Here is a 23,280-nt window from a genome sequence, read left to right as displayed (position 1 = left end):
GAGAACTCGCTTCGGGCCACCCCGGAGTCAGCGACGCGGGTGTCTCACGATGTTGGTTGCCCATCGCGCCACCTCCGTCCTCTTAGCCCCCGACCGAGCGTTCTGAGAGGTCGGATTTCCGACTCCCCAGTGTTTTCATGCGCCAACTACCGAATCTGCGCCGAGTCCTGTGAGTAGCGCCAACATCAGTGGACGCAAATGCCACCTTCTATGACGCCGCACACGGGAGGTCAGAAGTCCCAGTCGTCGTCCTCGGTGGCAACCGCCTTGCCGATGACGTACGAGCTGCCCGACCCGCTGAAGAAGTCGTGATTCTCGTCGGCGTTCGGCGAGAGCGCCGACAGGATCGCCGGGTTCACGTTGGTCACCTGCGCGGGGAACATCGGCTCGTAGCCGAGGTTCATCAGCGCCTTGTTCGCGTTGTAGTGCAGGAACTTCTTGACGTCCTCGGTCAGGCCGATGCCGTCGTAGAGGTCCTGCGTGTACTGCACCTCGTTGTCGTAGAGCTCATACAGCAGCGAGAACGTGTAGTCCTTCAGCTCGTCGCGCTCGGCCTGGCTGAGCTTCTCGAGCCCCTTCTGGAACTTGTAACCGATGTAGTACCCGTGCACGGCCTCGTCGCGGATGATGAGGCGGATGATGTCGGCCGTGTTCGTCAGCTTGGCCTTGCTCGACCAGTACAGCGGCAGGTAGAAGCCCGAGTAGAACAGGAACGACTCCAGCAGCGTCGAGGCCACCTTGCGCTTGAGGGGCTCGTCACCGCGGTAGTAGTCCATGACGATGCGCGCCTTCTTCTGAAGGTTCTCGTTCTCCACCGACCAGCGGAACGCGTCGTCGATCTCGGGCGTCGAGCACAGCGTCGAGAAGATCGACGAGTAGCTCTTCGCGTGCACCGACTCCATGAACGCGATGTTCGTGTAGACGGCCTCCTCGTGAGGAGTGATCGCGTCGGGGATGAGCGAGACGGCGCCGACTGTCCCCTGGATCGTGTCCAGGAGCGTCAGCCCGGTGAACACCCGCATCGTGGTGGTCTGCTCCTCAGGAGTGAGCGTCGCCCACGACTGGATGTCGTTGGACAGCGGCACCTTCTCGGGCAGCCAGAAGTTGTTCACGAGGCGGTTCCACACCTCGAGGTCCTTGTCGTCCTGGATGCGGTTCCAGTTGATCGCCTGGACGTGGTCGATGAGCTTGAGCGGCTCGGGAGGGGTCATCGTGTATTCCTTCTCAAAAAAGACCAGGTCGGAGCATCACAGCATGCACGAAACGCACTCGGTCATGTCGGTGCCCTCGAGCGCCATCTGCCGCAGGCGGATGTAGTAGATCGTCTTGATGCCCTTGCGCCACGCGTAGATCTGCGCCTTGTTGATGTCGCGGGTGGTGGCGGTGTCCTTGAAGAACAGCGTCAGCGACAGGCCCTGGTCGACGTGCTGGGTGGCGGCGGCATACGTGTCGATGACCTTCTCGTAGCCGATCTCGTACGCGTCCTGGTAGTACTCCAGGTTCTCGTTCGTCATGAACGGCGCCGGGTAGTAGACGCGACCGATCTTGCCTTCCTTGCGGATCTCGATCTTCGACGCGATCGGGTGGATCGAGCTCGTCGAGTTGTTGATGTACGAGATCGACCCGGTCGGCGGCACGGCCTGCAGGTTCTGGTTGTAGATGCCGTGCTCCTGGATCGAGGCCTTCAGCTCGCGCCAGTCGTCCTGCGTCGGGATGTGGATGCCGGCGAACAGCTCCTTGACCTTGTCGGTCTGCGGCTCCCACGCGGCATCCGTGTACTTGTCGAAGAACTCCCCCGACGCGTACGTCGAGTCGGCGAACCCGTCGAAAGCGGTGCCGCGCTCGATCGCGATCTTGTTGGAGGCGCGCAGCGCGTGGAAGAGCACCGTGTAGAAGTAGATGTTCGTGAAGTCCACGCCCTCTTCCGAGCCGTAGTACACGTGCTCGCGGGCGAGGTAGCCGTGCAGGTTCATCTGCCCGAGTCCAATCGCGTGCGAGCGGTCGTTGCCGTCCTCGATGGAGCGCACCGAGCGGATGTGACTCTGGTCGCTGACCGCCGTCAGCGCCCGGATGCTGGTCTCCACCGTGCCGGCGAGGTCGCGGCCGTCCATGGCCAGGGCGATGTTCATCGAGCCCAGGTTGCAGGAGATGTCCTTGCCGATCTGGTCGTACGAGAGGTCCTCGTTGAACGTCGTCGGGGTGTTCACCTGCAGGATCTCACTGCACAGGTTCGACATGTTGATCCGGCCCTTGATCGGGTTGGCCTTGTTCACCGTGTCCTCGAACATGATGTACGGGTAGCCCGACTCGAACTGGATCTCGGCGAGGGTCTGGAAGAACTCGCGCGCGTTGATCTTCGTCTTCTTGATGCGCGCGTCGTCGACCATCTCGCGGTACTTCTCGGTCACCGAGATGTCGCCGAACGGCACCCCGTAGACCTTCTCGACGTCGTACGGCGAGAACAGGTACATGTCCTCGTCGTTGCGCGCCAGCTCGAAGGTGATGTCGGGGATGACGACACCGAGCGACAGCGTCTTGATGCGGATCTTCTCGTCGGCGTTCTCGCGCTTGGTGTCGAGGAACCGCAGGATGTCGGGGTGGTGCGCCGACAGGTACACCGCGCCGGCACCCTGCCGGGCGCCCAGCTGGTTGGCGTAGCTGAAGCTGTCTTCGAGCAGCTTCATGACGGGGATGATGCCGCTGGACTGGTTCTCGATCTGCTTGATCGGCGCGCCCGCCTCGCGGATGTTCGACAGCAGCAGCGCGACACCGCCGCCGCGCTTGGACAGCTGCAGCGCGGAGTTGATGCCGCGGGCAATCGACTCCATGTTGTCCTCGATGCGCAGCAGGAAGCAGCTGACGAGCTCGCCGCGCTGCGCCTTGCCGGCGTTGAGGAACGTCGGGGTCGCGGGCTGGAAGCGCCCGGAGATGATCTCGTCGACCAGCTGCGTGGCCAGTCGCTGATCGCCGTCGGCGAGGGCGAGGGCCGTCATCACGACGCGGTCCTCGAAGCGCTCGAGGTAGCGCTTGCCGTCGAAGGTCTTCAGCGTGTAGCTGGTGTAGTACTTGAACGCCCCGAGGAACGTCTCGAAGCGGAACTTCGCCGCGTACGCCCGGTCGTTGAGGCGCTGGATGAACTCGAACGGGTACTTCTCCAGCACCGCGCCCTCGTAGTACTCCTTCTCGACGAGGTAGTCCAGGCGCTCCTTGAGCGAGTGGAAGAACACGGTGTTCTGGTTCACGTGCTGCAGGAAGTACTCCCGCGCGGCGCGCTTGTCGGCGTCGAACTGGATCTTCCCGTCCGCGCCGTACAGGTTCAGCATGGCGTTCAGGGCGTGGTAGTCCAGACCCTCGAATCGCGCGTCGGTCTTGAATTCCGCCTGGGTCACTGCAGTTTCCACCATCGTTCCAATCCGTCGCTCACGCGGGCGACGTCTTCTGGCGTGCCGAACAGTTCGAGCCGGTACAAGTGCGGCACGGTGCACTTGCGGCTGATGATGTCGCCGGCGAGACAGTAGTGCTCGCCGAAGTTGGTGTTGCCCGCGGAGATGACTCCGCGGATCAGGTGACGGTGCTTCTCATCGTTGAGGAAGCGGATCACCTGTTTGGGGACAGCGCCCTTCTCCGTGCCGCGCCCCTGGCCGCCCCCGTAGGTCGGGGTGACGAGCACGAACGGCTCGTCCACCTCGATCCCGGGGTCGGTGGGCAGCAACGGGATGCGCTTGGCCGGCATCCCCAGCTTCTCGATGAATCGTGCGGTGTTGCCCGACACGCTCGAGAAGTAGACGAGCAGCGGGGCCTGCGTCGCCGTGATCATCCTGTCTCCGATCGCTTGCGGCGTTTCGTCTCGCGGCGCTCGCAGGGCGACCGGAAGCGGTCACGCCAGACGCGAGGCGAGCTCGTCGATCTTGTCGGGACGGAAGCCCGACCAGTGGTCTTCGTCGGTGACGACGACCGGCGCCTGCAAGTAGCCCAGCGACTTCACGCGCTCGAGCGCTGCCGGGTCTTCGGACAGGTCGAGGACCTCGTATTCGATGCCCTTCGAGTCCAGTGCCCGGTACGTCGCGTTGCACTGCACGCACGACGGCTTCGTGTAAACCGTGATCGCCATGTCGATCCTTGTCTCCCCTCGGTCCTGCCCAGTTCTCCGGCAGTGCCCCGCCGGGAGTCCAATACTACATATGGGTACGGACAATGGGGGGCACCACAAGGGCTAGTAGTTACATCCGTGTAGTTTTGCACCGCTCTCCCCATGTACAACACAGCTTGTCCACCGTTTCATCCACAGATCGCGGCGATCCTGCGAACCTGAAAAATGCCTGAATCGCGGGCATTTCACCGGGCCGGTCGTGATCCATCCACAGCCTCGGACGATACGCCGGGCCTCCGACACGGATTCGGGTGTGGAAACTCCCCTTCGGCGTGTCGTCGGCGTGTCGCGCAGCACGCGCGACAGCCTCCCCTGCGTCGGAGTCCGCGTGACCGGATGCCGGGAGCCGAGCGGTACCGTGGAGGGGTGGCGGGATACCGGGAATTGCTGCGCGCGCCGGGCGTGGCGCGCATCATCGCGGCGCAGCTGACGGCGCGCTTCCCGAACGGCATGACGAGCCTCGCGATCCTGCTGCACGTCGAGCAGATGACGGGCTCCTACGGCGCCGCGGGACTCGTGCTGGCCGCGGCATCCGTCGGTCAGGCGACCTCGGGGCCGGTGACGAGCCGGTGGATGGGCATCTGGGGAATGCGCCGCGTGCTGACGCTGACGACGGCGGTCTGCGCCGTCGCGCTGCTGGCGCTCGCGCTCATTCCGATGGGGATCGCCGGGTACATGGCCTTCGGTCTCGTGGCGGGCCTGTCGACGCCGCCCGTGCAGTCGGCGGTCCGCACGATCTACCCCAAGCTCGTCAACGCCCGCCAGCTCACGCCGCTGTTCTCCCTCGACGCGAGCCTGCAGGAGATCATCTGGATCCTCGCGCCCGTCGTCATCACGCTCGTGGCCACGCAGGCCGGAACGGTGCCCGGCCTGCTGCTCATCGTCGTGTTCCTCGTTGCCGGCGGCGCGTGGTTCATTCTCTCGCCGGAGGTGGGCCGCGTCCGCATCCCGCGCAGCCGTCGCGCGTTCGGCAAGGTGCTCGGCAAGCCCGTCGTTCTGCTCGCGACCGTCATCGGCTTCCTGCTCATCGGCGCGTGCGCGGCCGTCGAGGCCGCCGTCGTCGCCACGTTCGGGCACGGCGGACTCGAGGCGGGCCTCGTGCTGGCCGTGTTCTCGGTCGGCAGCCTCGCGGGCGGCCTCGCGTTCGGCCATATCCCGATCGGCCCGTGGGCGATGGCGCGCCGCATGGCGATCGTCGCGGTCGGCCTCGTCGCCGCGATCTTCGTCGTCGGCGACGTCACCTCCGCCGCGACGCCGTGGTGGGTCAGCGCGTGCCTCGTCGTGGCCGGCGTGGGCATCGCACCGGCGCTCGCCGTGATGTTCGCGATGACCTCGGCATCCGTCAAGTTCAGCGAAACGGCCGAGGCATACGGCTGGATCGGCACCGGCCAGCTCATCGGCGCGGCGCTCGGCTCGGCGATCGCCGGATTCCTCATCGACGGCGTCGGTCACGCCGGCGCCTACGCGGCGGCGGCCGGCTTCGCGATCGTCGGCGCCCTCGTCGCCGTCGTGTTCGTCCGCGGCTTCCCCGACCTGCGCGGCCGCGATGCCAGCCCCATCCCCGACACCGAACCGGTGCCCGTCATCACCTGAGACGCCCACCTCAGCGGCGCGTCTAGGCTGAATCCATGCCGACGCCCGTGACCCTTCCCACCCTCGCGTGGGGCGCGCCGCACGCCGCGAAGCACGCCCTCCTGATCCACGGGCTCGGCTCCAACGGCGCCCTCATGTGGCGGTACGGCGTGACGCTGGCGGATGCCGGGTGGCACGCGACCGCGGTCGACCTGCGCGGCCACGGCGTAGCGCCCCGCGCCCTGGACTACTCCATCGCCGCGTACGCCGCCGACGTCGTCCACACCGGGGCTACCGACGGCGAACCGTGGGACCTCGTGATCGGGCATTCGCTGGGCGGCGCCGCGGCGACGGTCGCGAGCGCGAACGCCCCGGCGTGGACGCGCCGCCTCGTGCTCATCGACCCCGGCATCCATCTCGCCGACCACGACCGGCAGGTCGTGCGAAACAGCCAGGAGCGCGCCTTCGCCGACACATCGGTCGACGCCGTGCGCGCCGAGCACCCGCACTGGCACCCGCACGACATCGAGTTGAAGGCGCTGTCGGCGCAGCAGGCCAGCCGGTGGGCGGTCGAGCAGACCAGCGCGCAGAACACCCCGTGGGACGTGCGTGAGGCCGCCGCGCGGCTCACCGTGCCCACCCATGTCATCGCGAGCGACCCGAAGGTGTACTCCATCTTCAAGGGATCCCTGGCCCAGGAGGTGCTCGCGAACCCCGTCGTGACGATGTCGGTGGTCGCCGGCGCGGGCCACTCGCCGCATCGCGACAAGCCCGAGGAGACCATGCGTCAGCTGCTCGACGCGCTGACGTGAGCCTCGCCGTGCGCTGCGACGCGTCGCGCCGTCGCGGCCGCCCGCCGGGTCAGGCGATGCGCCGCAGCACCGCGAGCAGCGCGAGTCCGTAGGCGTCCTCGGGCTGCGGATGCTCGAAACTCTGCCGCTCCCCCGCGAACTCGATGTCGACGCGGTGCGTGTCCGCCAGCCGCTCCAGCCTGCGGAACGCGCCGCGAAGGAGCTCGCGCAGCTGGTCCTCGCGCGGCAGCCACAGCGCGTCCTCGAGGGCGACCGAATCCAGCGCCCACTCCGTCGTGCCGTTGAAGGCGAGGATCGTCCCCGTCGGATAGGTGCGCGGCTCGATGGTCATCTCGCTGACAGTGAAGACGTCGGCCTCGAACTCCGGCTCGTCGAGTTGGAAACGGTCGCCGGATGCCGGGTGCCAGACGAGCCCGGCATGGCGCAGCGACAGGGCCAGATCGGTGGAGATCATCTCCTCATCCTGCCCCGCCCGCACCGCCCCGGGGGCAGGATGGAGGAGTGACCGCCTTCGATCCCGCCGCCATCCTCCCCGACGAGCTGCTGGAGCGGTTCCGCTCCCGTGCCGCCCAGGTCGACCGTGACAACGTCTTCCCCGAGGACGATCTCGCCGACCTGACGGATGCCGGATACCTCGGCATCCTGGTTCCGACCTCGCTCGGCGGCGCGGGATGGGGCCTCGCCGAGGCGTCGCTGCTGCAGCAGCGCCTGGCCGCGGCGGCGCCCGCGACCGCCCTCGCGGTCAACATGCACCTGGTGTGGACGGGTGTGGCGAAGGTGCTCGCCGACCGCGGCATCGACACGCTGCGGTTCGTGCAGGAGGGCGCCGTGGCGGGAGAGGTCTACGCGTTCGGGATCAGCGAGGCCGGCAACGACCTCGTCCTGTTCGGCAGCGACACCGCCGCCGTGCCCACCGGCGACGGCGGTTATGCGTTCACCGGGACGAAGATCTTCACCTCGCTCGGCCCGGTGTGGACCCGGTTGGGGCTGCACGGGCTCGACACGACAGATCCCGACCATCCGAAGCTGGTGTACGCGTTCGTCGACCGCGACGACGCCGTCGTCACCCGCGACGATTGGGACACCCTCGGCATGCGCGGTACGCAGTCGCGGACCACGGAACTGCACGGCGCCGTCGCCCCCGCGGATCGGGTCGTGCGGATCGTCGACCCCGGCCCGAACCCCGACCCCATCGTGTTCGGGATCTTCAGCGTGTTCGAGGTGCTCCTGGCATCCGTCTACACCGGCGTCGCCCGCCGCGCGCTCGATCTCGCCGTCGACACCGCGAAGAGCCGCAGGTCGAAGAAGACCGGACTCGCGTACAGCGACGATCCCGACATCCGCTGGCGCATCGCGGAGATGGCGCTGGCCTACGACGGGATGCTGCCGCAGCTCGCCGCGCTCAGCGCCGACGTCGACGCGCAGGCCGATCACGGCGCGCTGTGGTTCGCCAAGCTCAGCGGACTGAAACATCGCGCCGTCGTCGTGGCGAAGCAGATCGTCGACGAGGCCATGCTCGTCGCCGGTGGATCGTCGTATTTCACCCGCAGCGAGCTCAGCCGCCTGTACCGCGACGTGCTCGCCGGTATGTTCCACCCTTCCGACCCGGAGTCGGCCCATTCGACGGTCGCCGCCGCGTGGCTCGGGCCGGTGGCCACCTGAACGGATGCCGCGGTCAGCGAGTCTCGAGGTCGTAGGCCTTGAGGAGTTCGGCGACGGCCTGCTCCCGGTGCTCCCCGCCTTCGGCGAACATGTGGGCCACATGGGTGCGCAGGTGGTTCTCGATGAGCAGCTTGTCCAGTGACGCGAGCGCCTTCTGGATCGCCCGGGATTGGGCGATGATGTCCATGCAGTAGTCCTCGTTCTCGATCATCCGTGCGAGCCCCCGAACCTGGCCCTCGAGAATGCTGGTGCGGTGCAGCGCGCGCTTGCGGATGTCTTCGATCACGCCGTCAGGATACGCCGCGTGCGAGACTACCCAGATGGCGCGCACCCCGACCGAACTGCTGAGCCCCGCCGATCGGGAGCGCCGACGGTCGCTGCAGGTCATGAAGGGCGTCGCGCTCGGCGCCCTCGTCGTCATGGCGATCGTGTTCGTCATCGCATTCGTCCTGCAGGAGCAGCATCCGTGGCTCGCCTACGTCCGGGCCGCCGCCGAGGGCGGCATGGTGGGCGCCCTCGCCGACTGGTTCGCGGTGACCGCCCTGTTCCGTCACCCGCTCGGCATCCCGATCCCACACACCGCGATCATTCCGCGCCGCAAGGACGAGATCGGCCGGAGCCTCGGAGAGTTCGTCGAGACCAACTTCCTCGAGGGCCGCGTCGTGCGCGCCAAGCTGGAATCGACTCCCATCGCCGCGACGGCCGGCGCGTGGCTGCGCGACCCGGCGCACGCCGAGACGGTCGGCGCCGAGGCGTCGACGGTCGCCGCCGGCATCCTGCGCGCCCTCAGCGACGACGAGGTGCAGGACCTCATCAGCGACCTCGCCCGCGAGCACCTGCTCGACCCGGAGTGGGCCCCGACGCTCGGCGCGTGGCTGTCGCGGGTGGTCGCCGCCGACGCGCACCGCGGCGCGGTCGATCTCGGCGTCGACAGCATCGTCACGTGGCTGAACGCCAACCGCGATTCCTTCAGCGGCCTCGTCTCGCGGCGCCTCCCCTCGTGGGTGCCGTCGGTCGCGATGCGCCTGGTCGACGACACCGTCTACCACGAGGCCGTCAAGTTCGCCGCGGCCGTCCAGGCCGACCCCGACCACCCCGCGCGCCGCGCCATCGACCGCTACCTGGAGCGCCTCGCCGACAACCTCCAGCACGACCCCACGACCATCGGGCGTCTGGAGGACGCGAAGAGCTCGGTGTTCGACAGCGCGCGCGTGCGCGAGCTCGCCGCCGAGGCGTGGAACACCGCGAAGGCGGGCCTGCTCACCGCGCTCGGCGACCCGGCGAGCGGACTACGGCGGCGCATCGTCGCCGCGCTCGGCGAGATCGGCGAGCGCCTCGCGACGGATGCCGCGTTGCAGCAGCGCGTCGACACGCGCGTGGCGGATGCCGCGGTCTTCCTCGTCGACCGGTACCGGCACGACATCGCCTCGATCATCACCGATACCGTCGAGAAGTGGGACCCGGCCGAGACGACCGAGAAGATCGAGCTCATGGTCGGCCGCGACCTGCAGTACATCCGCCTCAACGGCACGATCGTCGGCGCCCTGGCCGGCCTTGCGATCTTCGCGATCGCCCACGCCGTGCTGGGGTAGCCGCCGCCCCGATCTCCTGGTCGCGGGATGCCGCCGGCGGTAGCCTGGCGAGGTGACCGATCTCCCTCGCGATCAGCTCCTGTTCACCTACGGCACGCTGCAGGATGCCGAGGTGCAGCTCGACACGTTCGGGCGGCTGGTCGCGGGCGAACCCGACGCCCTCCCCGGGTACACGATCGACTACGTCGAGATCGATGACACCCGTGTCGTCGATCTCTCCGGTCTGTCGGTGCATCCGGTGCTGCGGGCGACCGGCAGCGCCGTCGACAAGGTCGTCGGCAGGGTGCTGCTCCTCACCGCCGACGAACTCGACGCCGCGGACGAGTACGAGGTCGCCCTGTACCGGCGGGTCCCGGTGCGGCTCGCGAGCGGCCGCGACGCCTGGGTGTACGTCGGCTGATGGCGCTCTCGCACGACGACCTGTGGCCCCGCGCCGGCGGCTGGCCCGACGCGGATTCGGCGCCCGCGTGGGACGCGGTGATCCTCGGCATCCCCGCCTTCCGCACGTCGCTGTCCCCGACGGGCGCCCACGCCACGCCGGCCGCGATCCGCGAGGCCCTGACGCGCTACAGCCCGACCGTCATCGGGCCCGGTGAGCCCCATGACCTTAACGAGGTGCTGCGCATCGCGGATGCCGGCGACGTCGCCGACCCCGACGGTCCCGCCGGCGAGGCGGCGGTACGCGCGCGGGTCGCGGATCTCACCGGGCGCAGCGACCTCGTCATCGCCCTGGGCGGCGACAACTCCGTCACCTGCGCCGTGGCCCAGGGGGCGGATGCCGTGGGCCTCATCACCCTGGACGCCCACTTCGATCTGCGCGAAGGGGTCTCCAACGGCTCGCCGGTGCGGCGCCTCATCGCGGGCGGACTCGACCCGCATCGCGTCGTGCAGATCGGGATCGCGGACTTCGCGAACTCCGCCGCGTACGCGCGCCGCGCCGCCGACCTCGGCATCCGCGTCATCACGCTCGACGAGCTGCGCCGTCGCGGTGCCGCTGACGTCGTCGCGGAGGCACTCGAGGTCGCGGGTGCGGGCGGCGGCTCGGGCGGGTCGGGAGCGACCGCTGGCCACGCCGGCGGCGCGGGCCGCGGCATCCACCTGGACGTCGACGTCGACGTCTGCGATCGTTCGGTCGCCCCGGCCTGCCCCGCCTCGGTTCCCGGGGGCCTGCAGGCGAGCGAACTGCGCACGCTGGTGCGGGCGCTGTCGAGCGACGCGCGGGTGCGCAGCGCCGACATCGTCGAGGTCGACGCGACCGCCGACACCCCCGATCAGCGCACCGTGCGCCTCGCGGCGCTGTGCGTGCTGGAGCTGCTGGCGGGACTGGCCGCCCGAAGGGATCCGTCATGACCACGCTCGTCCTCGTCCGTCACGCCAAGAGCGACTGGGGAGACCCCGGGCTCGACGACCACGACCGGCCGCTGAACAGTCGCGGCCTGCGCGATGCTCCCGCCGCGGCGCGGCGTCTGGCGGCGACCGGACTGCGCCTGGATGCGCTGCTGTCGTCCACCGCGCTGCGCGCCCGCACCACCGCCGGATTCTTCGGCGCCACACTGGGCCTCGAGCCCGAACTCGACCCGGACCTGTACGGCGCCCCGGCGGCGAAGCTCCTCTCCGCGGCGGGCGCGCGCGGTCGGGCCGGGGCGGACGGCGTCGTCATCGTGGCGCACGATCCCGGCATGACGGTGCTCGCCGAGCACCTGTCGGGCGGCGCGATCGGGCACATGCCGACCTGCGCCGTCGCGACCTTCCAGTGGGAGACTCCCGACTGGGATGTCGCGACGGCGACCGATCCCGACAGCTGGAGCTTCGACGCCCCGGGGCACGCGCGATGACCGCCGCGACCCTCGTCTGGGCGTCGTGCGTCGTCGCGCAGGATCCCTGCAACGACACCGGCTCGATCGACCTCACGGTTCCGGTCGGTGTCGGGCTCGCCGTCCTCGCGGTCGTCGCCCTCGCGGTCGTGCTCGTGCTGCGCCGTCGCCGCCCGCATCGCTGACGCGGCCGGCGACGATCTCACCCGAGCGGGGCTCCGTCGCGGTAGACCGCTCTGACGAGCGGCACGCCGGGCCGGTAGGCGAGGTGCGTGCGCGTCGGCGCATCGAGGAGCACGACATGCGCGCGCGCCCCGACGCCGAGGTGCCCGACGTCGGCCCTCCGCAGCGCCCGGGCACCCCCGGCCGTCGCGGACCACACCGCCTCCGCGACCGTCATCCTCATCTCCCGCACGGCGAGCGCGATCATGAGCGGCATCGATGTCGTGAAGCTCGTGCCCGGATTGGCGTCGCTCGCGATCGCGACCGTGACCCCGGCGTCGATGAGGCGCCGCGCGTCGGGGTACGGATGCCGCGTGGAGAACTCGACCCCCGGCAGCAGCGTCGCGACGGTGTCGGACGCCGCGAGCGCCGCGACGTCATCGTCGGTCGGGTACGTGCAGTGGTCAACGGATGCCGCCCCGCGCTCGACCGCGATCCGTACCCCCTCGCCCGCCCCCAGCTGGTTGCCGTGGACGCGGACGCCGAGCCCGGCGGCCAGACCCGCCCGCAGGACCCGCTCGGACTCCTCCGCGGTGAACGCGCCCGTCTCGCAGAAGACATCGATCCACCGGGCGTGTGGCCGGACCGCCTCGAGCATGGGGCCGCACACCAGGTCGATGTAAGCGGCGCGGTCGTCGGCGAACTCGGCGGGAACGACGTGGGCCCCGAGGAAGGTGACCTCGTCGGTGACCTCCCGCGCGAGACGCGCCAGCCGGGCCTCACCGGCCACCGTGAGGTCATAGCCGGTCTTGACCTCGAACGTGGTCGTGCCCTGAGCGTGCAGCTCGGCGACGAACCGCGCCAGACGAGCGCGCAACTCGGCATCCGTCGCCGCGCGCGTCGCCGCCACCGTGCGACGAATGCCTCCTGCGGCATACGCCTCACCGCGCATGCGCGCCTCGAACTCGTCGGCGCGGTCGCCGGCGAACACCAGGTGCGTGTGACTGTCGACGAACCCCGGGATGACCGCTCGCCCACCGGCATCCACCACCGCGGCATCCGCCCCCTCACCGTCGCGGTCGCCGGCATCCGCCACCCCGCGGCTCCGCGAGAGAACATCTGCACGCCGAGAGCGTGGGGCATACCCGTTTTCTCGGCGCTTCGTTGTTCTCTCGCGGTTCGGGGCCTGAGCCGCCGCCGGGGCGGGCGCGTCGGCGGCGGGGCCGACCCAGGCGACGCGGCCGTCGACGACGAGGAGCGCGGCGTCGCGCATCAGACCGGTCCGGTCGTCGGGGTCATCGCCCAGTCCCGGGGCGTTGGTGGTGAGCTCGCCGATATTCGTGAACAGGATGTCGGCGCTCATGCGCCGGCATCCATCATCGGAACGGTCAGCCCGCGCTCGCGCGCGACCTCGCGCGCCCGCTCGTAGCCGGCGTCGACGTGCCGCATGACGCCGGTCCCGGGGTCGTTCGTCAGGACCCGTTCGAGCTTCTCCGCGGCGAGCGCCGTGCCGTCGGCGACCGTGACCTGGCCGGCGTGGATCGAGCGCCCGATGCCGACGCCGCCGCCGTGGTGGATCGACACCCACGTCGCACCCGATGCCGTGTTCAGCAGCGCGTTCAACAGCGGCCAGTCGGCGATGGCGTCCGAGCCGTCGGCCATCGCCTCCGTCTCCCGGTAGGGGCTCGCGACCGAGCCGGCGTCGAGGTGATCGCGGCCGATCACGATGGGCCCGGCGAGCTCGCCAGACGCCACCATCTCGTTGAAACGCAGCCCCGCGAGGTGGCGCTCTTGGTAGCCCAACCAGCAGATGCGCGCGGGGAGGCCCTCGAAGTGCACCTTCTCGCCCGCCTTGTCGAGCCAGCGGCGGAGCGCGGCATCCTCGGGGAACAGCTCCGCGACGGCGCGGTCGGTCTTGGCGATGTCCTCCGGATCGCCCGACAGCGCGACCCAGCGGAACGGGCCGCGGCCCTCGGCGAACAGCGGGCGGATGTACGCCGGGACGAACCCCGGGAACGCGAACGCCCGCGCGCACCCGCCGAGCTCGGCCTCGCGCCGGATCGAGTTGCCGTAGTCGAAGACGGCGGCCCCGGCATCCTGGAACCCGACCATCGCCGCCACGTGCGCCGCCATCGACGCGCGCGCCCGCGCGGTGAACGCCTCGGGGTCGGATGCCGCGGCATCCTTCCACTCGTTCACGCTGACGCCGATCGGCAGGTAGGCGAGCGGGTCGTGGGCGCTCGTCTGGTCGGTCACGATGTCGATGTGCACCGCGCCCGCGGTGTGGCGGCGCAGGAGCTCGGGGAAGACCTGGGCCGCGTTGCCCACGACGCCGACCGACATCGCCTCGCCGGCCTCGCGCGCGGCCGACGCGCGAGCGACGGCGGCATCGAGATCGGGGGCGACCTCATCGAGGTAGCCGTGCTCGACCCGGCGGCGCAGCCGCGACGCGTCGACGTCGACGAGGAGCACCGCTCCCCCGTTCATCGTGACCGCGAGCGGCTGCGCGCCACCCATGCCGCCGGCCCCGGCGGTGAGGGTGAGAGTGCCGGCGAGGTCGTCGCGGCCGCCGCGACGCTCGCGCAGCGACCGGGCGACCGCGGCGAACGTCTCGTACGTCCCCTGCAGAATGCCCTGCGTGCCGATGTAGATCCACGAGCCGGCCGTCATCTGGCCGTACATCGTGAGCCCGAGGTGCTCGAGCCGCCGGAACTCCGGCCAGGTCGCCCAGTCGCCGACGAGGTTCGAGTTCGCGATCAGCACCCGCGGCGCCCACTCGTGGGTGCGGAACACCCCGACGGGTTTGCCGGACTGCACGAGCAGCGTCTCGTCGGGCTCGAGCTCGTCGAGGGTGCGGACGATTGCGTCGTACGCCTCCCACGAACGCGCCGCACGGCCCGTGCCGCCGTAGACGACGAGATCCTCGGGGTGCTCGGCAACCTCGGGGTCGAGGTTGTTCATGAGCATCCGCTTCGCGGCCTCCGCACCCCAGCTCTTCGCGGTGCGCGCGGCGCCGCGCGGCGCGCGGACGGCGGGGCGCGGGGTGGCGTCCTCAGAAACTCCACGGATCTGAGTGGGATCTGGCGCGTTCATGGGCTTGTCCTCGGGTTCAGGCGGATTCTTGTGGAGTTTCTGCGGGTCTGTCCGCGCGAGCGGGCGAGGTGGCCGCCGCTGCGGACGCCGCGGCAGCCACGGCACCGGACAGCACCAGTTCGGTCGCCAGCTCCAGATCGGGCGAGACGTGCCGGTCGGGACCCGGGCCGGCAACGCCCGCAGCGCGGACGAGGTCGCGCACCGCCGCCGTGACGGGCCCGGGCTGCAGGGGCGCGCGCAGGTCGAGGGCGCGGCAGCCGGTCACGAGCTCGATCGCGAGCACGCGCGCGAGCCCGTCGATGCCGCGCCGCAGCTTGCGCGCGGCGGCCCAGCCCATCGAGACGTGGTCCTCCTGCATCGCCGACGACGGGATCGAATCGACCGACGCCGGCACCGCGAGCCGCTTCAGCTCCGAGACGATGCCCGCCGCGGCATACTGCGCGATCATGAGGCCCGAGTCGACCCCGACCTCGTCGGCCAGGAACGGCGGCAGGCCGTTGCTGCGCGTGCGATCCAGCGCCCGGTCGGTGCGGCGCTCGGCGATCGAGGCGACGTCGGCGACGGCGATCGCGAGGAAGTCCAGGACGTACCCGACCGGCGCGCCGTGGAAGTTGCCGTTCGACTCGACGCGGCCGTCGAGCGTCACGACCGGGTTGTCGACGGATGCCGCGAGTTCCCGCTCCGCGATCGTGCGCGCGTGCGCGAGCGTGTCGCGGGCGGCACCGTGCACCTGCGGCGAGCACCGCAGGGAATAGGCATCCTGCACCCGCGTGCACACGGCGGGATCGCGGTGGCTCGCGACGATCGGCGACCCGGCGAGGAAGGCGCGGAGGTTCGCCGCCGAGGCGGCCTGCCCCGACTGCGGCCGCAGCGCCATGAGGTCGGCGGCGAAGACGGCGTCGGTGCCGAGCTGACTCTCGATCGAGATCGCCGCGGTGACGTCGGCGACGGTGAGCAACTCTTCGAGGTCGGCGAGCGCGAGGGCGAGCATGCCCAGCATGCCGTCGGTGCCGTTGATGAGGGCGAGCCCCTCCTTCTCCTCCAGCACGAGGGGCCGGATGCCGGCGGCGGCCAGCGCGTCCGCGGCCGCCACCGTCTCGCCCGTCGCCGTGCGCACCTCGCCCTCGCCCATCGCAGCAAGTGCGACGTGCGAGAGCGGCGCGAGGTCGCCCGAGCACCCCAGCGACCCGTACTCGCGGACGATCGGCGTGATGCCCGCGTTCAGCATCGCGGCGTAGGTCTCCACGACGACCGGCCGGACCCCGGTGCGCCCCGATGCGAGCGTCTGCAGCCGCAGCAGCATGAGCGCCCGGACGACCTCGCGCTCGACCTCGGCGCCCGTGCCGGCGGCGTGCGACCGGATGAGCGAGACCTGCAGCTGCCGCCGGCGCTCCGGCGCGATGAACGTCGTCGCGAGCGCCCCGAAGCCCGTCGAGATGCCGTAGTGCGGCTCCGGGTCGTCGGCGAGGCGCTCGATGAGGGCGCGGGATGCCGCGACGCGCTCCCGCGCGGCGGGTGCGACCTGCACGGGCGCGCCGTGACGGGCGACGCCCACGACGGCGGCGACCGTCAACGGCTCCGCGCCGATGACGACAGGGGCGGAGACCTCGGAGGCGGCAGTGCGGCGCATGCTGCGATTCCACTCCGCCGCCGGCCGCGTCGCCAGCGGGGTGTGCCATTCTGTGTCTGTGATCCCAGATACCCCCGCCGGGCCGCAGGTGCCCGCCGCCGACCAGACGCTGCGGATCCTGTCGTTCCTCGCCCGCCAGCGCGGGCCGGTCGCCGCCCGGACGATCGCCGACACCCTCGGCATCCCGCGGTCGAGCGTCTACCACCTGCTGCGGACGCTGGCCGAGCACGGCTTCGTTGTGCATCTGGGCCCGGAGCACCGGTGGGGACTCGGCACGGCCGCGTTCGAGCTCGCCGGGGGTTTCGCCCGGCAGCAGCCACTCGCCCGCCTCGGCCGCCCGCTCGTCGCCGCTCTCGCCGACCGCACCGGCGAGAGCGCGCACCTGGCCGTCATGACCGGGCGTGATGTGCTGTATCTCGTCGAGGAGCGCGCGCCGCGCCGTCCCGCGCTCGTGACCGACGTCGGCGTGCGCCTGCCCGCCCACCTCACCGCGACCGGGCGTGCGATGCTGGCGCAGCTCCCCCGTGAGCAGGTGCGGGCGCTGTACCCGGATGCCGGGGTCTTCGCCGACCGCACGGGTCGCGGTCCGCGGACTCCCCACGAACTGCGTGAGCTGCTGCGGACGGTGCGCCAGACCGGGATCGCGACGGAGGACGGCGAGGTGACGCTCGGCTTCCGCTCCGTCGCGGCCGCCGTGCACGACCACGCGGGTTGGCCGGTCGCGGCCATCGCCGTCACCTGGCCGGTCGGCACCGGGACCGACGCGCCGGCCGCCGCTGCGCCACCCGGCCCCGTCGACGCGCCACCCGGGTCCGACGCCGCACCACCCACCCCCGACGCCGCACCCCCGGCATCCGTCGTCGCGCAGGTGACTGCTGCCGCAGCGGACCTGCAGCAGCGGCTCTACGGCTCCGGTCCCGCCTCGCGCTCCCGCCCCTCGCGCCCGGCCCTCTCCAACGGCCTCACGCGCCCGTGACGCCCGTGACGCGGGGCCGCGGCATCCGTCGGCAGCGTCTCGCGCCACCCGCGCTCGCGGTCATCTCCCGTCGCCGATCCCGCCGGCCAGCCGAGGAAGGCGACGCGCGCGCCGGCGGTGCGCAACGCGTGGGCGGTCGCCTGCGCCGTCCCCGACGCGCCGTCGACGCCGACCCAGTGGTGCGCGGGGGCGCCGAGGTCGTCCGCGCCCCAGGGGCGGCCGAACGACACGAACGGCACTCCGCGGTCGCCGGCATGCTCGCCGCAGCGGAGGCGTTCGACTACCGCGTGCCCGAGCTGCACGCCGGCGACGCGGCGACCGATCTGCCGCGTCCCGCGCCCTACCCGGCGGCGTGCCGCCCGCAGGCGTGGTCGGCCGCAGCCGCCGTGACGGCGTGGGACATCCTGAGGGCGTGATCGAGACCGGTCAGTCGACCTTCAGCACCGTGCCGCCGGTGAGGCGCACGAGGTCGTCGAAGGTCAGCGGGAAGACCGTGTGGGGCGTGCCGCCGGCCGCCCAGATCTCCGGGTAGGCCGCCAGCGCCTCGTCGACGACGGTGGTGAGGGGCGCGGGGTGGCCGGTCGGCGCGACGCCGCCGATCGCCTGCCCCGTCGCCTCGCGCACCTGTTCGGGCGTCGCGCGCTGGATCTTCCCGCGGCCGAGGCGCTCGGCGAGCGCTGCCGTGTCGACGCGGTGCGCGCCGCTGGTCATGACGAGCAGCGGCGCGCCGTCGGAGAAGAACACGAGGCTGTTGGCGATCGCCCCCACCTCCACCCCCAGGGCGGCCGCGGCCAGCGGCGCGGTGGACGCGGCATCCGGCAGCACGACGATCTCGCCGCCGATGCCCGCCGCGCGCACCGCGTCGTGGACCAGGCGGCTGCGGGGCGGCAGATTCTCGGTCATGGTGCCACCGTATCGCCCGAACCGCGTCTCAAAAGCAGGCTGGATCGTCCTTCCGGGGCCCGGGCGGCGGCCTGCGGGTCGATCCAGCCTGCTTTTCGCACACCGCGGCCGCCCGCCCGACCCACGCGCGGCCGCCCGCCCGACCCACGCGCGGCCGCCCGCCCGACCCCGCCGCCGCCTCACCGCGCCCGCCCGGCCCGGCCCCGCCACCGCCTCACCGCGCCCGCCCGGCCCGGCCCCGCCGCCGCGGCCGTCGAGTGGCACAATGGGAGACGGATGCCGCAACGCCGCGGCACCCGCAGAGCACAGCCCACAAGGCCAGCCGAAAGAGGATGCGATGACGCACACCCTGCCCCTGCCCGATTTCACCCACGAGCGCGTGGAGGTGACCACGGGCCCGCGCAGCGGCCTCGTCATCACCGTCGCCCTCCACTCCTCGGTGCTCGGCTCCGCCCTGGGCGGCGCCCGCATGTGGACGTATCCGCACTGGAGCGACGCCGTCGGCGACGCCCTGCGCCTGTCCGCCGCGATGACCCTGAAGAACGCCGCCGCGGGCCTCGATGCCGGCGGCGGAAAGTCGGTCATCTGTCTGCCGCCGGGCACGACGCTCGACCCGGAGCGCCGCCGCGCCGCGTACCTCGACCTCGGCGACGCCGTCGAGCGGTTCGAGGGCCGGTATCGCACCGCCGAGGACGTCGGGTCGACGACGGACGACATGCTCGTCGTCAGCGAGCGCACCGCGCACGTCGTGGGTCTGCCCGACGCTGTCGGCGGGTCCGGTGAACCGGCCGGTCCGACCAGTCTCGGCGTGTACGAGTCGCTGCGCGCGACCCTCGCCGAGTCCACCGGCTCGCCGGAGGTCGCCGGCCGGCGCATCACCGTGTCCGGGCTCGGTCAGGTCGGCAGCCGTCTCGCCGTGCGCCTGTCGGCGGAGGGCGCCGTGCTCACCGTCACCGACGTCAACCCGGCCAAGCGCGATCTCGCCGCCGAACTCGGCGCCCGCTGGGTCGAGCCAGGCACCGAGCACCTCGTCGAGGCGGACGTGTTCGTGCCGGCCGGCATCGGCGGCGTCCTGGACGACGACGTCATCGACGCACTGGCGGCCCGCGCGGTCTGCGGCCCGGCGAACAACCCGCTGGCGGAGCGGTCCGGCGCCGATCGGCTCGCGGCCCGCGGCATCCTGTACGCGCCCGACTTCGTGGTGAACGCCGGCGGCGTCGTCTACCTCGACCTGGAGGCCAAGCATCTCGGCACGCGCGCCGAGATCATGGACCGTGTCGCCGGCATCGGCGACACCCTGCGGGACATCTTCGCGGCCGCCGCCGCGCGCGGCATCACCCCGCTCGCCGCCGCCGAGGAGCGCGCGGCCGAGCGTCTCAGCGCCGGGCAGCTGGCGGGCGCGTCGGCCTGAGACCCGGGGCGAGCCCGACACCCGGCGCGGCACGCGGTTCCGCGATGTGTGGAACCGCGTCCGCGCCGGATGGCATGATGTAGCCACCCGGCAGCGTCGCCAGGTCCGCGCACCGCCGTCGAAGGAGACCGCCCGTGTTCACCAGCCCCTTCCCCGATGTCGAGATCCCCGAGCTCAGCATCTACGACGATCTGTTCGGCGATCTCAGTGCCGAGGACAGCGCCCGCGTCGCGCTGATCGATCCGGCGACGGGCGCCGAGACGACGTACGGCGCTCTCAAGGCGCAGATCGGCGCGTTCGCCGGGGCGCTGGCGGCCCGGGGCGTGACCACCGACACGGTGCTGGGGGTGCTGTGCCCGAACGTCCCCGCCTTCGCGACGGTGTTCCACGGCATCCTCCGCGCCGGCGCGACGGTCACGACGATCAACTCGCTGTACACGCCGGGCGAGATCCAGAAGCAGCTGACGGATGCCGGGGCCACCTGGCTCGTCACGGTGAGTCCCCTGCTGCCGCAGGCGGAGGCCGCGGCGGATGCCGTCGGCATCCCCGCCGAACGACTCATCGTGCTGGACGGCGCCCCCTCTTCAGAAACGGGCGGCCACCCGAACCTGCGCGAGCTGCTGACCGAGGGGCGGACCGCCCCCGAGGCGAGCTTCGACCCCGCAACCCACGTCGCGGTGCTCCCCTATTCGTCCGGCACCACCGGCATCCCGAAGGGGGTCATGCTGAGCCACCGCAATCTGGTCGCGAACGTGGCGCAGTGCCGCGTCGGCATCGATCTCCGCCCGACCGACCGCGTGCTCGCGGTGCTGCCGTTCTTCCACATCTACGGCATGACGGTGCTGCTGAACCTGGCGCTGAAGCAGCGCGCGACGCTCGTCACCGTGCCCCGGTTCGACCTGGTGGAGTTCCTCACGATCATCCAGAAGTTCGGGTGCACGTACCTGTACATCGCGCCGCCGATCGCCGTCGCCCTGGCCAAGCACCCCATCGTCGACCAGTTCGACATCTCGACGGTGCACGCCGTCTTCTCCGGCGCGGCGCCGCTCGACGGAGAGACCGCCGAGCTCGCCGGGCGTCGCATCGGCGCGCGCATGATGCAGGGCTACGGCATGAGCGAGCTCAGCCCAGTCTCACACGCCATGCCGTACCAGCGCGACGACATCCCGGTCAGCTCCGTCGGGGTGACACTCCCCAACATCGTCTGCAAGCTCGTCGACACCGAGACGGGCGAGGAGATCACCGAGTTCGGCGAGGACGGCCAGACCCGCCCGGGTGAGCTGTGGGTGAAGGGGCCGAACGTCATGCTCGGATACCTGAACAAGCCGGAGGCGACGGCCGAGACGCTCGATGCCGACGGGTTCCTCCACACCGGCGACGTCGCCGTCGCCCACGAGGGCGGCTACTTCTCGATGGTCGACCGCGTCAAGGAGCTCATCAAGTACCACGGCTACCAGATCGCCCCCGCCGAGCTCGAGGCGCTGCTGCTGGGGCACCCGAAGGTGATGGATGCCGCGGTCATCGGCGTCCTCGACGACGACAAGCAGGAGATCCCGAAGGCGTTCATCGTGCCGGCGCCGGACTCCGGGCTCACCGAGGAGGAGGTCATGGCGTTCGTCGCCGAGAACGTCGCCCCGCACAAGAAGGTGCGCCGGGTGGAGTTCATCGACGCGATCCCGAAGTCCTCCGCGGGCAAGATCCTGCGGAAGGACCTCCGCGCCCGCGAGAGCGCCGCCTGAGGCTCAAGTCAAGGAAAGCGGTGTGACGTCCGCCCCCCAAACATGAAACCCCCCGCGCGAGCGGGGGGTTTCTTCGGTGGACCTGAGGGGATTCGAACCCCTGACCTCCTCGATGCGAACGAGGCGCGCTACCAACTGCGCCACAGGCCCGTGAACCTCAGTTAGGTTATCACGCGCGGTGCGGTGCTCTGGACGGCCGGCAGTGCCGCAGGGCGCGAGACGAGGGTGATGACCTTTGCGACCCCTCCCCTGCTCCGCAACGTCCGCCCTGGGGCGACACCCCCGTCGACCTGACACTTGAGGACGGCCGCATCACCGGCATCCGTCCCGCGGATGCCGGCGTGGACGCGGGCGTGGACGGGCGCGGCCTGCTGGCACTGCCGGGCTTCGTGAACGCCCACGCGCACATCGACAAGTCGTGGTGGGGGCTGCCGTGGCAGTCCTACGGCGGCGAGGGCGGCACCGAGGGGCGCATCCGGCACGAGCGTGCCGGGCGCGACGAGATCGGGATGCCGTCGGCGCAGATCACCCGCAACGTGCTCGAGCAGTTCGTTGCGCACGGCACGACCGCGGTGCGCACGCACGTCGACGTCGACCTCGGACGACCCCGCCGAACGGGGCGCATTCCAGATCGAGCTGATCCTCGAGCGCACCGAGCGACTCGGCCTGCAGCGCCGTTCGCGGGTCTGCCGGAGAACCGACTGCGGGTCGGCGATCGCAGGCCGAGCTCCCCGCGTGTCAGGCGGGTGTCACTGTCCGCTCGCGCGCCGCTCCAGCAGACGCCGCACGTGCTCCTCGATCGCCTCGTCGCCCGCGCCGGGGCCGCCGGCGAACTCGACATCGCGGCGCGCGGCGCGCGCGGCGACGATCGACGGCGGACGCTGCGCCTCGGCGCGCGCGCGCATGGCTTCTTCGAAAGCGGCGCGGCGCAGCGCCTCCCGCGCGTCCGCCTCGTCGAGCACGCTCGCGGCGCGCGATCCCGCCGACGCGGTGAGCGGGCGGGGAAGCTCGCGGGGCGTCCACGCGACGCGATCGGAGGCGAGGGAGACATCCTGCAGGTCGGCCGCGACGCGGACGGTCGCGGGCGCCGCGACGCGTACCTCGCTGTGGCGACGCACGACCGACATCCGCTGCAGCAGCACGATGCAGGTGGCAAGCGCAGCCAGCGCCGTCCACAGCAGCACCGAGGAGCCGCTGGTGGCCACCTCGACACCGCCCCAGCCGGCGAGCACGAGGGCCGCGACGGCGACGATCGTGGTGACCAGCCGGGCGCGGCGTCGCGCCCCGGCGCGGCGGAGGGCAGGGCTGGCCTTCGCGGCGCGGGCCTCGGCCGCCGCGCGCTCACGGGCGGCGGCCGCTTCGGCCTTCGCCTGCAGCTTCGTCACCGCCAGCTCGGCGCGGGCGCGTTCGAGTTCGGCCTGTTCCCGCTCGGACTGCGCCTGACGGGCCAGCCGCTGCTGGGCGAGGGCGGTGCGGGCGTTGAGCTCGAGTCGCACCTCCTGCGGCGTCTCGCTCGTCTCGGCGAGCACGCGCAGGGCCTGGTTCAGCCGCACGGCGTTGCGCTCGGCGGCGTAGTACTGATGGCGCCCGTGCCACGACGGCAGCAGATAGACCAGCCAGAGCACGACGGCGACGAGGACGACCACGCCGCCGCCGAGAACCTGTCCACCCATGGGCTCCACGGTAGGGCCGCCGCCCGCCTCAGCCCGGCATGCGCCCCGCGTGTCTGAGGTTCATGTTCACCTTGAAGGTTCTGACGGCGCC

Annotated in this window: 24 protein-coding genes and 1 tRNA gene; 12 read left to right on the top strand and 13 right to left on the bottom strand. The window is 71.3% G+C overall.

Annotated elements, in window-relative coordinates:
* Positions 1-230: 230 nt before the first annotated feature.
* The 4 genes from nrdF to nrdH are packed head-to-tail and all read right to left on the bottom strand — an operon-like array spanning position 231 to position 4,111.
* A complete protein-coding gene (gene nrdF, locus JOD60_RS08370) occupies positions 231-1,211 on the bottom strand; it encodes a class 1b ribonucleoside-diphosphate reductase subunit beta (protein ID WP_076690206.1) in 981 nt (326 codons plus the stop codon).
* A gap of 36 nt (positions 1,212-1,247) precedes the next feature.
* Positions 1,248-3,404 carry a class 1b ribonucleoside-diphosphate reductase subunit alpha gene (gene nrdE / locus JOD60_RS08365; protein WP_076690205.1) on the bottom strand — a complete coding sequence of 719 codons (2,157 nt, stop codon included), beginning with the start codon at positions 3,402-3,404 and terminating at the stop codon, positions 1,248-1,250.
* On the bottom strand, positions 3,386-3,817 hold the full coding sequence (nrdI, locus tag JOD60_RS08360) for a class Ib ribonucleoside-diphosphate reductase assembly flavoprotein NrdI (protein ID WP_076690204.1): 432 nt from the start codon (positions 3,815-3,817) through the stop codon (positions 3,386-3,388). Before nrdI ends, nrdE begins: the two co-directional genes overlap by 19 nt.
* Before the next feature lie 60 nt (positions 3,818-3,877).
* Positions 3,878-4,111, bottom strand: coding sequence for a glutaredoxin-like protein NrdH (gene nrdH, locus JOD60_RS08355; protein WP_076690203.1), 234 nt, complete (start codon positions 4,109-4,111; stop codon positions 3,878-3,880).
* A gap of 405 nt (positions 4,112-4,516) precedes the next feature.
* Between nrdH and JOD60_RS08350 the strand changes: the two genes are divergently transcribed.
* Positions 4,517-5,743: an MFS transporter gene (locus tag JOD60_RS08350; protein ID WP_076690202.1), complete on the top strand. Its 1,227-nt coding sequence runs from the start codon at positions 4,517-4,519 to the stop codon at positions 5,741-5,743.
* Positions 5,744-5,778: 35 nt separating this feature from the next.
* Complete coding sequence (locus JOD60_RS08345) at positions 5,779-6,534, top strand: alpha/beta fold hydrolase (RefSeq protein ID WP_076690201.1); 756 nt, start codon at positions 5,779-5,781, stop codon at positions 6,532-6,534.
* 49 nt (positions 6,535-6,583) lie between these two features.
* On the opposite strand, the gene JOD60_RS08340 is transcribed toward JOD60_RS08345, so the two are convergent.
* Complete coding sequence (locus JOD60_RS08340) at positions 6,584-6,988, bottom strand: pilus assembly protein CpaE (RefSeq protein ID WP_076690200.1); 405 nt, start codon at positions 6,986-6,988, stop codon at positions 6,584-6,586.
* A gap of 47 nt (positions 6,989-7,035) precedes the next feature.
* Between JOD60_RS08340 and JOD60_RS08335 the strand changes: the two genes are divergently transcribed.
* Positions 7,036-8,196: an acyl-CoA dehydrogenase family protein gene (locus tag JOD60_RS08335; RefSeq protein ID WP_076690199.1), complete on the top strand. Its 1,161-nt coding sequence runs from the start codon at positions 7,036-7,038 to the stop codon at positions 8,194-8,196.
* A 13-nt stretch (positions 8,197-8,209) separates the two neighbouring features.
* On the opposite strand, the gene JOD60_RS08330 is transcribed toward JOD60_RS08335, so the two are convergent.
* Complete coding sequence (locus tag JOD60_RS08330) at positions 8,210-8,482, bottom strand: metal-sensitive transcriptional regulator (RefSeq protein WP_076690198.1); 273 nt, start codon at positions 8,480-8,482, stop codon at positions 8,210-8,212.
* Between the two features lie 34 nt (positions 8,483-8,516).
* On the opposite strand from JOD60_RS08330, the gene JOD60_RS08325 reads away from it, so the two are divergent.
* Genes JOD60_RS08325 through JOD60_RS08305 form a run of 5 tightly spaced genes read left to right on the top strand, consistent with a single transcriptional unit; the run spans position 8,517 to position 11,787 of the window.
* A complete protein-coding gene (locus tag JOD60_RS08325) occupies positions 8,517-9,788 on the top strand; it encodes a DUF445 domain-containing protein (RefSeq protein WP_076690197.1) in 1,272 nt (423 codons plus the stop codon).
* A gap of 52 nt (positions 9,789-9,840) precedes the next feature.
* The gene (locus tag JOD60_RS08320) at positions 9,841-10,188 is read left to right on the top strand and encodes a gamma-glutamylcyclotransferase family protein (protein ID WP_076690196.1); all 348 of its coding nucleotides are present in this window, start codon (positions 9,841-9,843) and stop codon (positions 10,186-10,188) included.
* A complete protein-coding gene (locus tag JOD60_RS08315; RefSeq protein ID WP_076690195.1) occupies positions 10,188-11,138 on the top strand; it encodes an arginase family protein in 951 nt (316 codons plus the stop codon). Before JOD60_RS08320 ends, JOD60_RS08315 begins: the two co-directional genes overlap by 1 nt.
* Positions 11,135-11,623 (top strand): SixA phosphatase family protein, encoded by a 489-nt coding sequence (locus JOD60_RS08310; protein ID WP_076690194.1) that lies wholly within the window; start codon positions 11,135-11,137, stop codon positions 11,621-11,623. The genes JOD60_RS08315 and JOD60_RS08310 overlap by 4 nt, the downstream gene beginning before the upstream one ends.
* On the top strand, positions 11,620-11,787 hold the full coding sequence (locus JOD60_RS08305; RefSeq protein WP_157127905.1) for an LPXTG cell wall anchor domain-containing protein: 168 nt from the start codon (positions 11,620-11,622) through the stop codon (positions 11,785-11,787). The genes JOD60_RS08310 and JOD60_RS08305 overlap by 4 nt, the downstream gene beginning before the upstream one ends.
* 17 nt (positions 11,788-11,804) lie before the next feature.
* Here the strand turns inward: JOD60_RS08305 and hutI are convergent, their stop codons facing one another.
* From hutI to hutH, 3 genes are read right to left on the bottom strand one after another with little or no spacing between them, the layout of a single operon-like run.
* Positions 11,805-13,127 (bottom strand): imidazolonepropionase, encoded by a 1,323-nt coding sequence (hutI, locus tag JOD60_RS08300; RefSeq protein ID WP_076690193.1) that lies wholly within the window; start codon positions 13,125-13,127, stop codon positions 11,805-11,807.
* Entirely contained in the window at positions 13,124-14,857 is a 1,734-nt protein-coding gene (hutU, locus tag JOD60_RS08295; RefSeq protein WP_232321728.1) for a urocanate hydratase, read from the bottom strand. The genes hutI and hutU overlap by 4 nt, the downstream gene beginning before the upstream one ends.
* Positions 14,858-14,873: 16 nt before the next feature.
* Positions 14,874-16,487, bottom strand: coding sequence for a histidine ammonia-lyase (gene hutH, locus JOD60_RS08290; protein WP_076690192.1), 1,614 nt, complete (start codon positions 16,485-16,487; stop codon positions 14,874-14,876).
* Positions 16,488-16,575: 88 nt separating this feature from the next.
* Between hutH and JOD60_RS08285 the strand changes: the two genes are divergently transcribed.
* Together JOD60_RS08285 and JOD60_RS17330 are read left to right on the top strand one after the other, a co-directional pair.
* The gene (locus JOD60_RS08285) at positions 16,576-17,463 is read left to right on the top strand and encodes an IclR family transcriptional regulator (protein WP_232321766.1); all 888 of its coding nucleotides are present in this window, start codon (positions 16,576-16,578) and stop codon (positions 17,461-17,463) included.
* 5 nt (positions 17,464-17,468) lie between these two features.
* Positions 17,469-17,879, top strand: coding sequence for a hypothetical protein (locus JOD60_RS17330; RefSeq protein WP_198159211.1), 411 nt, complete (start codon positions 17,469-17,471; stop codon positions 17,877-17,879).
* Between the two features lie 10 nt (positions 17,880-17,889).
* Here JOD60_RS17330 and JOD60_RS08275 read toward each other — a convergent pair whose 3' ends face one another.
* Positions 17,890-18,366, bottom strand: a complete 477-nt coding sequence (locus JOD60_RS08275; RefSeq protein ID WP_076690189.1) for a YbaK/EbsC family protein — start codon at positions 18,364-18,366, stop codon at positions 17,890-17,892.
* 337 nt (positions 18,367-18,703) lie between these two features.
* Between JOD60_RS08275 and JOD60_RS08270 the strand changes: the two genes are divergently transcribed.
* Positions 18,704-19,777 (top strand): Glu/Leu/Phe/Val dehydrogenase family protein, encoded by a 1,074-nt coding sequence (locus JOD60_RS08270; protein ID WP_076690188.1) that lies wholly within the window; start codon positions 18,704-18,706, stop codon positions 19,775-19,777.
* A gap of 134 nt (positions 19,778-19,911) precedes the next feature.
* On the top strand, positions 19,912-21,516 hold the full coding sequence (locus tag JOD60_RS08265; protein ID WP_076690187.1) for an AMP-binding protein: 1,605 nt from the start codon (positions 19,912-19,914) through the stop codon (positions 21,514-21,516).
* 77 nt (positions 21,517-21,593) lie between these two features.
* Here JOD60_RS08265 and JOD60_RS08260 read toward each other — a convergent pair.
* From JOD60_RS08260 to JOD60_RS08250, 3 genes are all read right to left on the bottom strand, one after another.
* Positions 21,594-21,666, bottom strand: a tRNA-Ala gene (locus tag JOD60_RS08260).
* An 11-nt stretch (positions 21,667-21,677) separates the two neighbouring features.
* On the bottom strand, positions 21,678-22,169 hold the full coding sequence (locus JOD60_RS08255; protein WP_157127904.1) for a hypothetical protein: 492 nt from the start codon (positions 22,167-22,169) through the stop codon (positions 21,678-21,680).
* Positions 22,170-22,265: 96 nt separating this feature from the next.
* The gene (locus tag JOD60_RS08250) at positions 22,266-23,189 is read right to left on the bottom strand and encodes a large exoprotein (RefSeq protein ID WP_076690186.1); all 924 of its coding nucleotides are present in this window, start codon (positions 23,187-23,189) and stop codon (positions 22,266-22,268) included.
* Between the last annotated feature and the right edge of the window lie 91 nt (positions 23,190-23,280).

Source organism: Microbacterium aurum, from assembly GCF_016907815.1.
GTDB lineage: Bacteria > Actinomycetota > Actinomycetes > Actinomycetales > Microbacteriaceae > Microbacterium > Microbacterium aurum.
This window is presented reverse-complemented; position numbering and strand designations above follow the sequence as displayed.

What these genes read in the sequence shown, in the direction of transcription:
- nrdF (WP_076690206.1), bottom strand. Translation starts at nt 1,211, where the DNA reads ATGACCCCTCCCGAGCCGCTCAAGCTCATCGACCACGTCCAGGCGATC.
- nrdE (WP_076690205.1), bottom strand. Translation starts at nt 3,404, where the DNA reads ATGGTGGAAACTGCAGTGACCCAGGCGGAATTCAAGACCGACGCGCGA.
- nrdI (WP_076690204.1), bottom strand. Translation starts at nt 3,817, where the DNA reads ATGATCACGGCGACGCAGGCCCCGCTGCTCGTCTACTTCTCGAGCGTG.
- nrdH (WP_076690203.1), bottom strand. Translation starts at nt 4,111, where the DNA reads ATGGCGATCACGGTTTACACGAAGCCGTCGTGCGTGCAGTGCAACGCG.
- JOD60_RS08345 (WP_076690201.1), top strand. Translation starts at nt 5,779, where the DNA reads ATGCCGACGCCCGTGACCCTTCCCACCCTCGCGTGGGGCGCGCCGCAC.
- JOD60_RS08340 (WP_076690200.1), bottom strand. Translation starts at nt 6,988, where the DNA reads ATGATCTCCACCGATCTGGCCCTGTCGCTGCGCCATGCCGGGCTCGTC.
- JOD60_RS08325 (WP_076690197.1), top strand. Translation starts at nt 8,517, where the DNA reads ATGGCGCGCACCCCGACCGAACTGCTGAGCCCCGCCGATCGGGAGCGC.
- JOD60_RS08315 (WP_076690195.1), top strand. Translation starts at nt 10,188, where the DNA reads ATGGCGCTCTCGCACGACGACCTGTGGCCCCGCGCCGGCGGCTGGCCC.
- JOD60_RS08310 (WP_076690194.1), top strand. Translation starts at nt 11,135, where the DNA reads ATGACCACGCTCGTCCTCGTCCGTCACGCCAAGAGCGACTGGGGAGAC.
- JOD60_RS08305 (WP_157127905.1), top strand. Translation starts at nt 11,620, where the DNA reads ATGACCGCCGCGACCCTCGTCTGGGCGTCGTGCGTCGTCGCGCAGGAT.
- hutI (WP_076690193.1), bottom strand. Translation starts at nt 13,127, where the DNA reads ATGAGCGCCGACATCCTGTTCACGAATATCGGCGAGCTCACCACCAAC.
- hutU (WP_232321728.1), bottom strand. Translation starts at nt 14,857, where the DNA reads ATGAACGCGCCAGATCCCACTCAGATCCGTGGAGTTTCTGAGGACGCC.
- hutH (WP_076690192.1), bottom strand. Translation starts at nt 16,487, where the DNA reads ATGCGCCGCACTGCCGCCTCCGAGGTCTCCGCCCCTGTCGTCATCGGC.
- JOD60_RS08275 (WP_076690189.1), bottom strand. Translation starts at nt 18,366, where the DNA reads ATGACCGAGAATCTGCCGCCCCGCAGCCGCCTGGTCCACGACGCGGTG.
- JOD60_RS08270 (WP_076690188.1), top strand. Translation starts at nt 18,704, where the DNA reads ATGACGCACACCCTGCCCCTGCCCGATTTCACCCACGAGCGCGTGGAG.
- JOD60_RS08250 (WP_076690186.1), bottom strand. Translation starts at nt 23,189, where the DNA reads ATGGGTGGACAGGTTCTCGGCGGCGGCGTGGTCGTCCTCGTCGCCGTC.